The 12,490-nt window shown below is 49.5% G+C and carries 14 protein-coding genes; 6 read left to right on the top strand and 8 right to left on the bottom strand.

Translation table 11 applies throughout. The features are described 5' to 3' along the window. Position 1 precedes the first annotated feature (1 nt). The 3 genes from hutI to ABK447_RS00800 all read left to right on the top strand — a co-directional run bounded on the left by hutI (position 2) and on the right by ABK447_RS00800 (position 3,699). Positions 2–1,267 carry an imidazolonepropionase gene (gene hutI / locus ABK447_RS00810; RefSeq protein WP_015418553.1) on the top strand — a complete coding sequence of 422 codons (1,266 nt, stop codon included), beginning with the start codon at positions 2–4 and terminating at the stop codon, positions 1,265–1,267. After that, the gene (gene hutG / locus ABK447_RS00805) at positions 1,260–2,210 is read left to right on the top strand and encodes a formimidoylglutamase (RefSeq protein ID WP_158185959.1); all 951 of its coding nucleotides are present in this window, start codon (positions 1,260–1,262) and stop codon (positions 2,208–2,210) included. Before hutI ends, hutG begins: the two co-directional genes overlap by 8 nt. A 70-nt stretch (positions 2,211–2,280) precedes the next feature. Continuing rightward, positions 2,281–3,699, top strand: coding sequence for an amino acid permease (locus ABK447_RS00800; RefSeq protein ID WP_158185960.1), 1,419 nt, complete (start codon positions 2,281–2,283; stop codon positions 3,697–3,699). 39 nt (positions 3,700–3,738) lie between these two features. Here ABK447_RS00800 and ABK447_RS00795 read toward each other — a convergent pair whose 3' ends face one another. From ABK447_RS00795 to ABK447_RS00765, 7 genes are all read right to left on the bottom strand, one after another. Further along, complete coding sequence (locus tag ABK447_RS00795; protein ID WP_015418556.1) at positions 3,739–5,040, bottom strand: pyrimidine-nucleoside phosphorylase; 1,302 nt, start codon at positions 5,038–5,040, stop codon at positions 3,739–3,741. Positions 5,041–5,067: 27 nt separating this feature from the next. Then, complete coding sequence (locus ABK447_RS00790) at positions 5,068–6,249, bottom strand: NupC/NupG family nucleoside CNT transporter (protein WP_004393280.1); 1,182 nt, start codon at positions 6,247–6,249, stop codon at positions 5,068–5,070. Between the two features lie 92 nt (positions 6,250–6,341). Beyond that, positions 6,342–7,010 carry a deoxyribose-phosphate aldolase gene (gene deoC, locus ABK447_RS00785; protein ID WP_004393277.1) on the bottom strand — a complete coding sequence of 223 codons (669 nt, stop codon included), beginning with the start codon at positions 7,008–7,010 and terminating at the stop codon, positions 6,342–6,344. Between the two features lie 90 nt (positions 7,011–7,100). Continuing rightward, positions 7,101–8,042: a sugar-binding transcriptional regulator gene (locus tag ABK447_RS00780; RefSeq protein ID WP_158185961.1), complete on the bottom strand. Its 942-nt coding sequence runs from the start codon at positions 8,040–8,042 to the stop codon at positions 7,101–7,103. A gap of 70 nt (positions 8,043–8,112) precedes the next feature. After that, positions 8,113–8,925: a sugar-phosphatase gene (gene yidA, locus ABK447_RS00775; RefSeq protein WP_015240895.1), complete on the bottom strand. Its 813-nt coding sequence runs from the start codon at positions 8,923–8,925 to the stop codon at positions 8,113–8,115. A gap of 68 nt (positions 8,926–8,993) precedes the next feature. Further along, positions 8,994–9,518: a hypothetical protein gene (locus tag ABK447_RS00770; protein ID WP_015240896.1), complete on the bottom strand. Its 525-nt coding sequence runs from the start codon at positions 9,516–9,518 to the stop codon at positions 8,994–8,996. Beyond that, positions 9,508–9,927 carry a DUF3255 family protein gene (locus tag ABK447_RS00765; protein WP_025285528.1) on the bottom strand — a complete coding sequence of 140 codons (420 nt, stop codon included), beginning with the start codon at positions 9,925–9,927 and terminating at the stop codon, positions 9,508–9,510. The genes ABK447_RS00770 and ABK447_RS00765 overlap by 11 nt, the downstream gene beginning before the upstream one ends. Positions 9,928–10,037: 110 nt before the next feature. Here ABK447_RS00765 and ABK447_RS00760 point away from each other — a divergent pair, with 110 nt between their 5' ends. Both ABK447_RS00760 and ABK447_RS00755 read left to right on the top strand, forming a co-directional pair. After that, entirely contained in the window at positions 10,038–10,424 is a 387-nt protein-coding gene (locus ABK447_RS00760; protein ID WP_007407822.1) for a hypothetical protein, read from the top strand. Between the two features lie 160 nt (positions 10,425–10,584). Then, the gene (locus tag ABK447_RS00755) at positions 10,585–10,947 is read left to right on the top strand and encodes a hypothetical protein (RefSeq protein WP_232518270.1); all 363 of its coding nucleotides are present in this window, start codon (positions 10,585–10,587) and stop codon (positions 10,945–10,947) included. Positions 10,948–10,997: 50 nt separating this feature from the next. Here ABK447_RS00755 and ABK447_RS00750 read toward each other — a convergent pair whose 3' ends face one another. Then, positions 10,998–11,390: a hypothetical protein gene (locus tag ABK447_RS00750; RefSeq protein WP_043020880.1), complete on the bottom strand. Its 393-nt coding sequence runs from the start codon at positions 11,388–11,390 to the stop codon at positions 10,998–11,000. A 129-nt stretch (positions 11,391–11,519) separates the two neighbouring features. Between ABK447_RS00750 and ABK447_RS00745 the strand changes: the two genes are divergently transcribed. Then, a complete protein-coding gene (locus ABK447_RS00745) occupies positions 11,520–12,482 on the top strand; it encodes an iron-hydroxamate ABC transporter substrate-binding protein (protein WP_082998178.1) in 963 nt (320 codons plus the stop codon). The last annotated feature ends 8 nt before the right edge of the window (positions 12,483–12,490 follow it).

The raw sequence follows: 12,490 nt of genomic DNA, 5'->3' as shown, positions 1-12,490 counted from the left end.
CATGCCGAAACAAATAGATACCCTACTCACCAACATCGGCCAGCTGCTGACGATGGAATCCGGCGGCCCCCGATCAGGCGAAAGCATGCAGGATCTTCGTGTCACGGAAGATGCCGTCATCGGCATTTCCGACGGGCGCATTGTTTTTGCCGGACATCAAGGAGCGGAGGAAGGATACGAGGCAAGAGACATCATCGACTGCGGGGGACGGCTCGTCACCCCCGGCCTCGTCGATCCCCATACCCATCTTGTATTCGGAGGGTCCCGGGAAAAAGAACTGAATTTAAAAATTCAGGGCATGTCCTATTTGGATATTCTGGCGCAAGGCGGCGGTATTTTGTCAACGGTCAAAGACACGAAAGCCGCTTCCGAAGAAGAACTGATTAAAAAAGGGCTTTTTCACCTCGGACGCATGCTGTCATACGGCATCACGACGGCAGAAGTAAAAAGCGGGTACGGACTCGACAAAGACACGGAGCTGAAACAGCTGACCGCGGCCAAAAAACTGGGCGAACGCCAGCCGGTCGACCTTGTCACAACTTTTATGGGGGCACACGCCATTCCGCCTGAGTACCGGAACAGCCCTGACGAATTTCTGGATCGCATGCTGCAGCTTTTGCCTGAAATAAAAGAAAAAGGCCTCGCGCAATTTGCCGATATTTTCACAGAAACAGGCGTCTTTACCGTCAGCCAGTCACGGAACTACCTGAAAAAGGCGTCTGAAGCCGGTTTTGGCCTGAAAATTCATGCTGATGAGATTGACCCGCTCGGCGGCGCGGAATTGGCGGCAGAGCTGCATGCTGTTTCTGCCGATCATTTGGTGGGGGCGTCTGACGAAGGCATCGAAAAGCTAGCGGCGTCCGGAACGATCGCCGTCCTGCTGCCGGGCACAACTTTCTATCTCGGCAAACACACTTATGCGAGAGCCCGGGAGATGATTGATGCGGGCGTACGGGTCAGTTTGGCGACTGACTTCAACCCGGGCAGCTCACCGACGGAAAACCTCCAGCTCATCATGTCAATTGCCGCGCTTCATTTAAAAATGACCGCGGAAGAAATCTGGCACGCTGTCACCGTTAATGCCGCGTATGCGATCGGAAAAGGCGAAGAGGCCGGACAAATTAAAGCCGGACGGGCGGCTGACATTGTCATTTGGGAAGCGCCGAATTACATGTATATCCCGTATCATTACGGCGTCAATCATGCACACCGTGTCATCAAGAATGGAAAGACGGTTGTCTCAAGGGAGGGAGCCGCTCTTGGATAAGTATCCGTTTCTGCAAAAAGCCGGCTCCCTCTTCAACGACCGCCATGTGACAAGGATCGGCGATGTGACGGAAGCGTGGGCGGGACAAACGATCAAGGGGCCGGCTTTGATCGGCGTTCCGCTTTCTAAGTCGTCAATCAGCCATTCCGGCGCCTGCTTTGCACCCGGTGCGATCCGCCGGGCGCTCGGCGGCATTTCCGCTTATTCCGCGGAGCTGCGGGAGCATGTCATTGACCATCTGTACGATATCGGCGATATTCAGATTCACGTCACGGATGTCGTCACATCTCACGAACACATTTACCGGACCATTCATGACATTCTGACGGACCAGCCTGACTGGGTGCCCGTCATTCTCGGCGGCGACAACTCCATTAGTTATTCCACCATTAAAGCCATTGCGGAAACGAAAGGAACAACGGCCGTCTTTCAATTCGACGCCCACCACGACGTCCGCAACACAGAAGACGGAGGACCGACAAACGGCACGCCATTCCGCCGGCTGTTAGATGAAAATATCATAAGCGGACAAAACCTGATTCAGCTTGGAATCAGGGAGTTCAGCAACAGCTTGGCATACGAACAATATCTAAAAGAACGGCAGGCAGACGTGCATACAATGGAGATGATCCGGGAGAAAGGGCTCCTCCGAACGATACAAGAGGTCTTGCCAACCGTTCAAAAAAGAGCCGACGCCATTTTTATTTCGGTTGATATGGATGTGCTGGATCAAGCTCATGCGCCCGGCTGCCCCGCGATCGGCCCAGGAGGCCTGTATACCGAAGAACTGCTTCAGGCGGTCCGGTTTTTAGCCAGTGAGGCTGACATCTCGGGTATTGAGATCGTTGAGGTTGATCCGACACTTGATTTTCGCGATATGACAAGCCGGGCAGCCGCACACGTCATTTTACATGCATTAAAGGGATTTAAATTGTCACGTTAAAGTCAAATCCGGCACGCGTGCTCTCGGCTGCCGGAAGGTTCTCACGCCACGCAAAAAGGGGGAGATCACGATGGATGTTGATCAAGGCGGCAATCAATTAAAGCGCACGATGAAAAGCAGGCACTTATTTATGATTTCATTGGGAGGGGTCATCGGCACGGGGCTGTTTTTGAGCACAGGGTATACATTAAGCCAGGCCGGGCCGGGCGGGACGATCGCCGCTTACCTGATCGGCGGCTTGATGATGTATCTTGTCATGCAGTGTCTCGGAGAATTGTCAGTAGCCATGCCTGTGACCGGTTCATTTCAAACGTATGCGACAACGTTTATCGGGCCGTCCACGGGTTTTATGGTCGGTATCATGTATTGGGTGAATTGGGTGGTGACGGTAGGATCGGAGTTTACAGCTTCCGGTATCCTCATGCAGCGCTGGTTTCCCCACAGCAGCGTCTGGATGTGGAGCGCGATTTTCGCGGCTCTCCTTTTTGCCGCCAATGCATTCTCCGTTAAATTGTTTGCAGAAACAGAGTTTTGGTTTTCAAGCGTCAAAATCGTCACCATCCTTTTATTTATCATCTTAGGCGGCGCCGCGATGTTCGGTTTGATTTCATTGCACGGTTCGGGTGAAGCTCCGATGCTGTCGAATTTCACCTCACACGGCGGACTGTTTCCGAACGGCTTTCTTGCGGTTTTCATCGCAATGATTTCCGTAAGCTTCGCCTTTTCAGGAACGGAACTGATCGGCATTACCGCTGGCGAAACCGCCAATCCGGCAAAAGATATTCCGCGTTCGATCCGAAATGTCGCCTGGAGAACGGTCATCTTTTTTATCGGCGCCATTTTTGTGCTGTCCGGACTGATCTCCTGGAAGGAAGCCGGTGTGATTGAAAGTCCGTTTGTCGCGGTCTTTTCCCAAATCGGTATCCCATACGCCGCAGATATCATGAATTTCGTGATTTTAACGGCTTTGCTTTCGGTCGCCAACTCCGGACTGTATGCTTCCACCCGGATGCTGTGGTCTCTTGCGAATGAAAACATGATCAGCGCCCGGTTCAAAAAAGTCACGCCGAAAGGCATTCCGCTGAATGCTCTGCTCGCCAGCATGGCCGTTTCCTGCATATCCTTGATCTCAAGCATCGCCGCCCCGGGCACGGTCTACGTGGTGCTTGTCGCAATAGCCGGATTTGCCGGCGTCGTGGTGTGGATGAGCATCGCACTGTCTCAGCTGTTATTTCGAAAACATTATGTGAAAAACGGCGGATGCGTCTCGGATCTGACCTTCCGCACACCGTTCTACCCTCTCGTTCCGATCGCCGCTGTGATCTTATGTTTCGCTTCATGCGTAGGCCTTGCATTTGATCCCAATCAAAGAATCGCCCTCTTCTGCGGAATTCCTTGTATGATCCTGTGCTATCTCATTCGTTTTTTGAGAAAGAAACAGCCGAAACAATCCGTCCGCGACATTCATTTGGATAAAACCATGCCATAAAAAAAGGCACATACTGATGAGGTATGTGCCTTTCTTCTCTTATTCCGTAATCAGCGTATGAATCAGTTTCGGCGCTTCCGCTTTTTCTGAGATGCGGATGTTGTCATAGACTTTGGCGGTCACGTCTTCAACGTTTTCGCGGTTGGCGTAAAGGGTGACGAGCGGCTCGCCTTTTTCGACGTTGTCACCGACTTTTTTGCGGAGCATAATGCCGACGGCAAGGTCGATTTCGTCCTCTTTTGTCGCACGTCCCGCGCCTAACAGCATCGCTGCGACGCCGATTTCGTCAGCGACGATTTCTGAAACGACACCCGCTTCTTTTGCCGGAACGTCAATTTTGTACGCCGCCTGCGGAAGTTTGGACGGTTCGTCAACAACGGAAGCGTCTCCTCCCTGATTGCTCAGGAACTCTTTGAACTTTTCAAGCGCTTTGCCGTTTTTCATGACTTCCTGCAGCTTCGTTCTCGCTTCTTCCAATGTCTCAGCTTTTTTCGCCAATACGACCATTTGGCTGCCGAGCGTGAGGACGAGTTCGTTTAAGTCTTCAGGCCCTTCCCCTCTTAATGTATCAATGGCTTCTTGTACTTCCAGGGCATTCCCGATCGCAAAACCGAGCGGCTGCGACATATCAGAAATCACGGCCATCGTCTGGCGGCCGACGTTGTTTCCGATGCGGACCATTGCTTTGGCGAGGTTCACGGCGTCTTCATCCGTTTTCATAAACGCGCCGGCTCCCGTTTTGACGTCAAGCACGATGGCATCTGCTCCGGCGGCGATTTTTTTACTCATAATTGAGCTTGCGATCAGCGGGATGGAGTTCACTGTACCCGTTACATCACGCAGCGCATACAGCTTTTTATCGGCAGGCGTCAAGTTGCCGCTTTGTCCGATGACGGCTACCTTGTCGCGGTTCACAAGCTTGATGAATTCATCTTTTGACAATTCCACGTGGAAGCCTTCGATCGCTTCCAGCTTATCAATGGTTCCCCCCGTATGGCCGAGACCGCGGCCGGACATTTTAGCAACGGGAACGCCGAGCGCCGCGACGAGCGGTGCGAGTACGAGAGTTGTCGTGTCGCCGACCCCGCCCGTAGAGTGCTTGTCGACCTTAATGCCTTCAATGGCGGAGAGATCAATCGTTTCCCCTGAATTCACCATCGCCATTGTCAGATCGGCGCGCTCCTGATCCGTCATATCCTGAAAGTAAATCGCCATAGCCAGCGCGCTTGCCTGATAATCAGGGATGCTTCCGTCCGTGTATCCTTTTACGAAAAATTGAATTTCTTCTGTTGTAAGTTCTTTTCCATTTTGTTTTTTTACAATAAGATCTACCATTCTCATGATCTATCACCTGTCCTTCATTTATGTTCAGTGAATTAATCCGACGATCGCCGCTGTCAGGAAGCTGACGAGCGTTGCGCCGTACAGCAGCTTCAGCCCGAACCGCGCGACGACGTTTCCTTGTTTTTCATGCAGCCCTTTCACCGCACCGGTAATGATTCCGATAGAGGAGAAATTCGCGAATGAGACAAGGAATACAGATACCACTGCCTGTGTATGCGCACTGAAATGGAAATCACCGGATGAGAGTGTCTGCATCGCCACAAATTCATTCGATACCATTTTCGTCGCCATAATGCTTCCGGCGCTCACCGCTTCATTCCACGGAATACCGGTTAAAAACGCAAACGGCGCGAAGACATATCCGAGCAGCGCCTGGAATGTAATGCCGAAGACCGCGTTGAAAACGCCGTTGACCAGAGCAATGAGTGCGACAAATCCGATCAGCATCGCCGCTACAACGACGGCGACTCTGAATCCATCCATTATATACTCACCGAGCACTTCAAAAAAGGATTGCTTTTCTTCTTCAGGAACGACGATCAAATCCTCTTCTTTGCTGACGGTGTACGGGTTGATGATAGAAGCGATGATAAATCCGCCGAATAAGTTCAGCACAAGCGCCGTCACGACGTATTCGGGCTTCAGCATCATCATGTAAGAACCGACGATCGACATTGAGACCGTCGACATTGCGGATGCGCAAAGCGTATATAAGCGCTGTTCAGTAAGATAACCGAGCTGTTTTTTCAAACTGATAAAGACTTCTGATTGCCCTAAAATCGCGGATGCGACAGCGTTGTAAGATTCGATTTTCCCCATTCCGTTCACCTTGCTTAACGCAAGACCGATATACTTCGTGATGAAGGGGAGGACCTTCCAATGCTGCAGAATTCCGATTAAAGCGGATATAAAGACGATCGGCAGAAGCACGCTCATGAAGAACGTCGTCTGTTTCGCATTCACAAGCCCGCCGAATACAAAGTTAATCCCTTCTGATGCATATTCCAGCAAGTAGTTAAATCCTTTTGCAAAACCGCCGACAAGAAAATTCCCGATACCGGTGTTGAGGAGAATATAACCGAGAATCAGCTGCAGCACGAGCATGACGGCGATCGGCCGGATTCTGATTCTTTTTTTGCCGTTGCTGGCAAGCCAAGCAAGACCTAAAAACACAATGATTCCGATAATTCCGATGAGATACTTCATATGTGTTCTCCTTTTATTTGTATTCGCTTACAATTTTTTATGCATCAACAAAGAAAGAGGATGGCGGAAGCTTTCAGCTTCCGCACTGCTGATTAATAGTCGCTGCTGCCGCTGTCTCCGCCGCTCACGATAGAGACGCCCGCACTTGCGCCGATCCGGCTCGCGCCCGCAGCGATCATGCTGTCAACATCAGCTTTTGTTCTGATGCCGCCTGATGCTTTGACCCCGATGTCCGGTCCGACTGTTTTTCTCATGAGAGCGATATCTTCAGCCGTTGCCCCGCCTGTAGAAAAACCGGTAGACGTTTTGACGAAATCTGCGCCTGCGGATACCGCCAAGCGGCACGCGCGCTCTTTTTCTTCATCTGTCAAAAGGCATGTTTCGATGATCACTTTGACGAGTGCTTTTTTATCAGCTGCTTCAACTACCGCGCGGATATCAGCTTCAACCGCTTCATCATCGCCGTCTTTTAATGCGCCGATATTGATGACCATGTCAACCTCAGTGGCTCCTTTTGAGATGGCATCCTTCGTTTCAAATGCTTTTGTTTCCGATGTCGTTGCGCCGAGAGGAAATCCGATAACGGTGCAAACGTCAACTCCAGTGCCTTTCAGTTCCTCCGCTGCGAGTTTGACCCAAGTCGGGTTTACACAAACGGAAGCGAATTTATATTCTTTTGCTTCTTTTATCAGTTGTAAAATATCCGCTTTTTGTGTATGCGGTTTCAAAGCAGTATGGTCTATTTGACTTGCAATTGACATTGTATGCACTTCCTTTTTCCTAGGATACGTTTAGAATAACCGAATTTTGAACATATGTAAATTGGTGATTGAAATTATGTTCATGAATTGTCACAATTCTTGAATGAGTTTTTTGGCCGTATGCTGATCGGTAATCAAAACGTTGGCGTACTTTCCTTTCAGGGCACCGTGAATGGCCTTGCATTTTCTGCTGCCGCCCGCCACCAGAATCGAACGCTCTTTCATTTTCAAGTCGCTGAGCTCGACTCCGATCGTCCTGCCGTTAATGCTGCTGCTGCAAATCCTGCCTTCCTCGTCAAAAAAGCGCGAACAAATATCGCCGACTCCGCGTGTTTTCAGCAATTGTTTCTCTTCTTCCCGGAAATAGCCGAGTCTGAAAAGCAGCGCCTCATCCCGGACGGTTCCGACCGTAAACAGGGCGATATTGGCTTGTCTGCCCATTTCAATGATCCGCTTAATATGTCTGTCCCGTTCGACCATCTGTTTCACATCGGCGCTGTCAAATATAACCGGCAGCGGCAAATACCTCGGCATGGTCTGAAATGCTTCGGCGAACAGCTGAATCGTTTCTGACGAGTACGTATTGACATTGGAATGACTGATGCCGCCTTTCAGCTGCACGACTTCAACGCTCTTTACCTGCTTCGGCTCCATGCGGCTTGCGATCTGGTACATCGTCGTCCCCCAGCTTACGCCGAGTATATCGCCGTCCTTTACGGTTTTATGCATATAGTCTGCGCCATAGCGGCTTAAGTAATGTGTAATGGCCTGGTAATCGTCGCTTGGAGAAAAGACGACGTGCGCCTCAAGCAGCCCGTATTTTTCTTCCAGCTTCGCGCCGAGTTCGTCCAGGTTCTCAAACGGGTCCATGACGCGAATTTGAACATACCCTTTTTCCTTTGCGTACTGAAGCAGCCTTGAAACGGTGGGGCGTGACAGATCAAGCCGTTCGGCGATCTGCTGCTGGCTGTAATCTGATTGATAATATAGTTTTGCCGCTTCTATGCTGAGCTGCTGTTTTTCACGATCCATGTCGCGCCTCCCCTCTCCGCTTATCATATCACCAAAACACGCGGTAAAAAAGCACCCTCTGATGGGGTGCCTATTTTTTCAGCACAAGCTCCTGAATCGCATGCGCCACGCCGTGTTCGTTATTTGATTTCGTTTCAAAATCAGCTATCTCCCTTACTTCCGGGATGGCATTGGCCATTGCCACACCGCAGCCGGCCCACTGAATCATGGACATGTCGTTGCCGTTATCGCCGATTGCCATGACGTCTTTCTGTTCAATGCCGAGTTTTTCGGCCAGCAGCTTGACTGCGTTTCCTTTACTGACTTTCGGGTGAAGAATCTCATGGAAGAATGGCGCGCTTTTAACCATTGTGTATGTTTCCTTGAATGATTCCGGAATGGAAGCGATCGCTTTCTCCAGCTTGTCCGGATCGTCAATGAACATGACTTTCGGAATCAGAATATCCTTCGGCACTTCATCGATCGTGCGGAAATGAAGCGGCACTTTCGTAATGTATGATTCGTATACCGTGTATTCACTGATATCCCGGTTCGGCGTGTACAGATTGGCTGTGTCAAAGTAATGCATCGGGGTATCCAGCTGTAAGCTCAGCTCGTAAAGCGACTTCAAATCCTCATAACCTAATGACTGCTCGGCCACGACACCGTTTGTATACGTATTTTGGACGAGTGCGCCGTTATAGGCAATCACAAAGTCGCCTTCTTCCTGTAAGTTCAGCTCTTCCAAATACCGACGCACGCCGCCGATCGGCCGGCCCGTGCACAGGACGATATTGACCCCTTCCGCTTTGGCGGCATCAAGCGCCCCGCGGACTTCAGCCGTCACTTCATGATGATCGTTTAGTAGTGTTCCGTCCATATCTATTGCGATTAACTTGTACATCCTGCATCTCCTTTGTATCCTTTTCTTCTTATGCTTTCATCATATCGTTTTTTCGTTTCAATGAAAAATCAAACGGACGAGTTTCTCCGCCTTCTCTTCGTATACCGGGCCTGCCTCCGGATGCGGGGCCGTCTTTTCCCCTTGTCAGCTTGTTCGCCGCCGTCATCTGTTTTCTGCTTCAAGAGCATCAGCCCCGCCGCAAAGAAAGGGACGGCCGCTATGTCCAGAAGGGCAAGCTTTATTCCCATCGCTGCGGGAAAGTATGCCCATAATGAACGGCTGTTCCGCCTGATCATGATATAAGAAACGATTTCCAGCAGGATAAACAGAGCGTTCACCCACAAGTAAATGAGCATTGCCGCAAACAGAAACAGCAGGAGCGTATTCCGCAGCGTGCCGGAAAACAGAAGAGCGCGCATCATATCAAAGAATGAAAAAGACTGCATGCTTCCGTTGACGACATTGGGATTGTAAATGGTAAAACGCCCGAACTGATCAAAAAGCATAAAAAATAACCATAACAGTGAAAACCATTGAATGATATGTACGATGACACCCGTCAAAACGAGTCTGTCGGCAGCCTTATTTCTCATGTGCATCCTCCCCGCCGGTTTTTATTCTTGTCATTGTTTTTGTTTCTCCGTATATCTTCCAAATGAGCGTATCGTTTTTTCCTCTTTTCAACGTGCTTTTGACGGGGTGCGGATGTCCGAGGTATTCAATCTCGATCGTCCCGTCCGTGTTCTGAGAGATCACCTTGTACACATCTGAGGGCATGGCAACCTCGCCGCGGCCTTGAATGACCTGCTTTGTCAGCACGCTGTCTTTCGTAAACGTGACGGTTTCAGATCTGACCCCGTCCATCGGGCCCGGTTTCAGCCCCGCATCCCATGTCCCGTAATAAAAAGGGGGTTCGTCTGCTTTCTTTTGCGAGCAGCCTGTTATCATGACGCATCCGAAAACAAGAACCGTCATGATGAAAATCCGTATGTTCCGCAACATGATCACCTTCCTTTGAAGCTTTTTTACGTCTGTAACTTAGGCGGATGCCGTGGCACTGTGCAATTGACTACATAGTGTATAAAGACTTCACTAGATAAGGAGAATGATGAATGAACCCATATCAGTACTACACCCCGCCTGCCTATTTCCCTCAGCAGCAGGAATACGAAGTGAACCGCGTTGAGTATGAGCCGTATCAGCAGCAGGAAAGCTATTATTATGCGCCCCCTCAGTCCGAAGAGCGGCAGCCGACAGGTTTAGAACGGAGAGTCGCCCAGCTTGAAAGACAAAACGCCGAGCAAACGAGAGAGCTCACCCGCCTCTCACAAGAAGACCAGCGCCAAAACCGGGAAATCACGCGTATGAATGAGCAGATCAGACGGCTGAGCCAGTCCATTGAAATCCATACCCGCCGCTTAAACCGTTTGAATCAGCGCCTGCGCGCAGTCGAAAACAGACTCAATATTCCTTTTCACGCTACAGAAGGCGGCTTCTGAGAAAAAGGGCCGGAATACAAAGCTCGACAGGCCATCCCGAGCCTTGTATTCCGCTCTGTACATAACAGGTAAATATTTGAATCCTTTTCTTGCATGAATGCCTCTCCTATTCTTTCACATGATAAATGTGTAAAATCAATCACTCCAGGAGGTTTTCATGATGTATCAAAACCAATACAGCGGAAATCAGCTGCAGCAATGCCGCCAAACAGCACAGCAGCTTATTCAGCAGACACAGCAAAGCAGTCAGCAGTACAAGCAAATGCTCCAGCAGGAACAGCAAAACATTCAAATGCTTCAGCAGATGCTTCACCATGAACAGCATGCCGTTCATACCATTCAGCAAGCGCTGCAGGGGCATGAAGCGGCCATTCAAAAATGCCAGCAAATCGTGAATGTGTGCAATCAGCTTCAGCAGGAAGTAAGCGGACACATGCCTGCACCGATGGCAAACGCTAATGTTTCTTCATTCCCGCAAACACAGCATCACACACCGTTTCAGCAGCATTCATACCAGCAATAGGCCGGTCATGCAAATGACAAAGCGCGAGATACCGGCTTTGTCATTTGTTTTTATCTCTGTTTTGTCAGATCAATGCGATGAGCGGGTTTTCCGCCGAATTTTGCTTCAGCCTCATGCCTTACCGCTTCATACGCTCTTGCTTCGACGTTTTGTTTAAACACATCAAGCTGTATCAAATAAGCCGCCCGCACTTTCAGCCCGTGGATGATGGAGATGACCCATAAAGGCAGCACGATATACACGCCCGGCGTGCTCGGCAGCACAAAAGCAATTGCTAAAATAATAAAATAGATAAGTCCGTATTTCAGCCATTTTTTGTTCTTAGCCCGGTAGCCGATATAGAAAAAGGCCAAGAAAGCGGTCAGCGCAAACGGAGCAAAAGTCAGCAGCAGCCACCAGCTGTGCAGCACTTCCCACCAAGTCCCTCTTTTCGTAATCAACATTCATTCCTCTTCCTTTACTACTATAACATGGATAATCAAGGAAGGTTTTCTATAAAAAATATAGACGGAATGACGTCTTCCTGCTATATTAATAATGATAATCATTATCACTGAAATAGGGGGATCATTATGAAGAAACAATCATGGCTGATCGGCCTGGCACTTCTGCTTGTTTTCGCATTAAGCGCTTGCAGCGGCGCGAAGGAAAACAACGGATCGGCATCAGGCAAAGGAAAGACAGACATGCGTACATATGAATCAACAAAAGGAAATATTGACATACCCGCACATCCGAAACGGATCGTCACTGACTTTTATGCGGGTGAGCTGCTGTCCGTTGACGCAAATGTCGTCGGGGCGGGCTCATGGACTTTTAAAAATCCGTTTATCAAAAAACAGCTGAAAAACATTACTGACATCGGCAATCCCGTCAATGTGGAGAAAGTGATGCAGCTGAAGCCTGATTTAATCGTGCTGATGAAGGAAGACCAATACGAGAAACTATCGAAAATCGCACCGACGATTGTCATTCCTTTTAACACCGCAAAGAATACGAAAGATACGGTCAGCCTATTCGGCGACATTGCCGGGGCGAAGGATAAAGCCAAAAGCTTTATGGCAGACTTCAACAAAAAAGCCGAAGCGAATCAAAAGCGCCTCAAAAACGTGATCGGCAAAGACGAGACAGTCGGCCTTTATGAAACGACGGATAAAGGCGAGATCTGGGTTTTCAATGACAATTCCGGTCGCGGCGGCCAAGCCGTTTATAACGCGCTCGGATTGAAAGCGCCGGCCAAAATTGAAAAAAACATCATGAAAACAGGCGCCATGAAACAGGTTTCCCAAGAGGTCATCCCTCAATATGCGGCTGATTATATGTTCATTACTGATTACAATCCGAATGGAGAAAGCAAAACATTTGAGCGTCTGAAAGATTCATCCGTTTGGAAAAATCTCGATGCCGTAAAAAACAATCGTGTCTTTATCAACGATTTCAACACCTTCTATCCGTATGACCCGATTGCCGTAAGCAAACAGATGGATATCATCACCGACATGCTGATCAAACGGGCTGAAGAAAATAAAAAATAAAAAAAGCG

It is taken from the genome of Bacillus sp. hwrm1 (genome assembly GCF_040207805.1).
GTDB lineage: Bacteria > Bacillota > Bacilli > Bacillales > Bacillaceae > Bacillus > Bacillus velezensis.
The sequence above is the reverse complement of the archived record's forward strand: the minus strand, read 5'-3'. Positions and strand labels throughout refer to the sequence as shown.

Excerpts from the sequence above, each read along its gene's own strand:
- ABK447_RS00770 (WP_015240896.1), bottom strand. The coding sequence starts at position 9,518 with ATGAGAAATAAGGCTGCCGACAGACTCGTTTTGACGGGTGTCATCGTA.
- yidA (WP_015240895.1), bottom strand. The coding sequence starts at position 8,925 with ATGTACAAGTTAATCGCAATAGATATGGACGGAACACTACTAAACGAT.
- ABK447_RS00755 (WP_232518270.1), top strand. The coding sequence starts at position 10,585 with ATGTATCAAAACCAATACAGCGGAAATCAGCTGCAGCAATGCCGCCAA.
- ABK447_RS00745 (WP_082998178.1), top strand. The coding sequence starts at position 11,520 with ATGAAGAAACAATCATGGCTGATCGGCCTGGCACTTCTGCTTGTTTTC.
- ABK447_RS00765 (WP_025285528.1), bottom strand. The coding sequence starts at position 9,927 with ATGTTGCGGAACATACGGATTTTCATCATGACGGTTCTTGTTTTCGGA.
- ABK447_RS00780 (WP_158185961.1), bottom strand. The coding sequence starts at position 8,042 with ATGGATCGTGAAAAACAGCAGCTCAGCATAGAAGCGGCAAAACTATAT.
- hutI (WP_015418553.1), top strand. The coding sequence starts at position 2 with ATGCCGAAACAAATAGATACCCTACTCACCAACATCGGCCAGCTGCTG.
- ABK447_RS00760 (WP_007407822.1), top strand. The coding sequence starts at position 10,038 with ATGAACCCATATCAGTACTACACCCCGCCTGCCTATTTCCCTCAGCAG.
- deoC (WP_004393277.1), bottom strand. The coding sequence starts at position 7,010 with ATGTCAATTGCAAGTCAAATAGACCATACTGCTTTGAAACCGCATACA.
- ABK447_RS00790 (WP_004393280.1), bottom strand. The coding sequence starts at position 6,249 with ATGAAGTATCTCATCGGAATTATCGGAATCATTGTGTTTTTAGGTCTT.
- ABK447_RS00800 (WP_158185960.1), top strand. The coding sequence starts at position 2,281 with ATGGATGTTGATCAAGGCGGCAATCAATTAAAGCGCACGATGAAAAGC.
- ABK447_RS00750 (WP_043020880.1), bottom strand. The coding sequence starts at position 11,390 with ATGTTGATTACGAAAAGAGGGACTTGGTGGGAAGTGCTGCACAGCTGG.
- ABK447_RS00795 (WP_015418556.1), bottom strand. The coding sequence starts at position 5,040 with ATGAGAATGGTAGATCTTATTGTAAAAAAACAAAATGGAAAAGAACTT.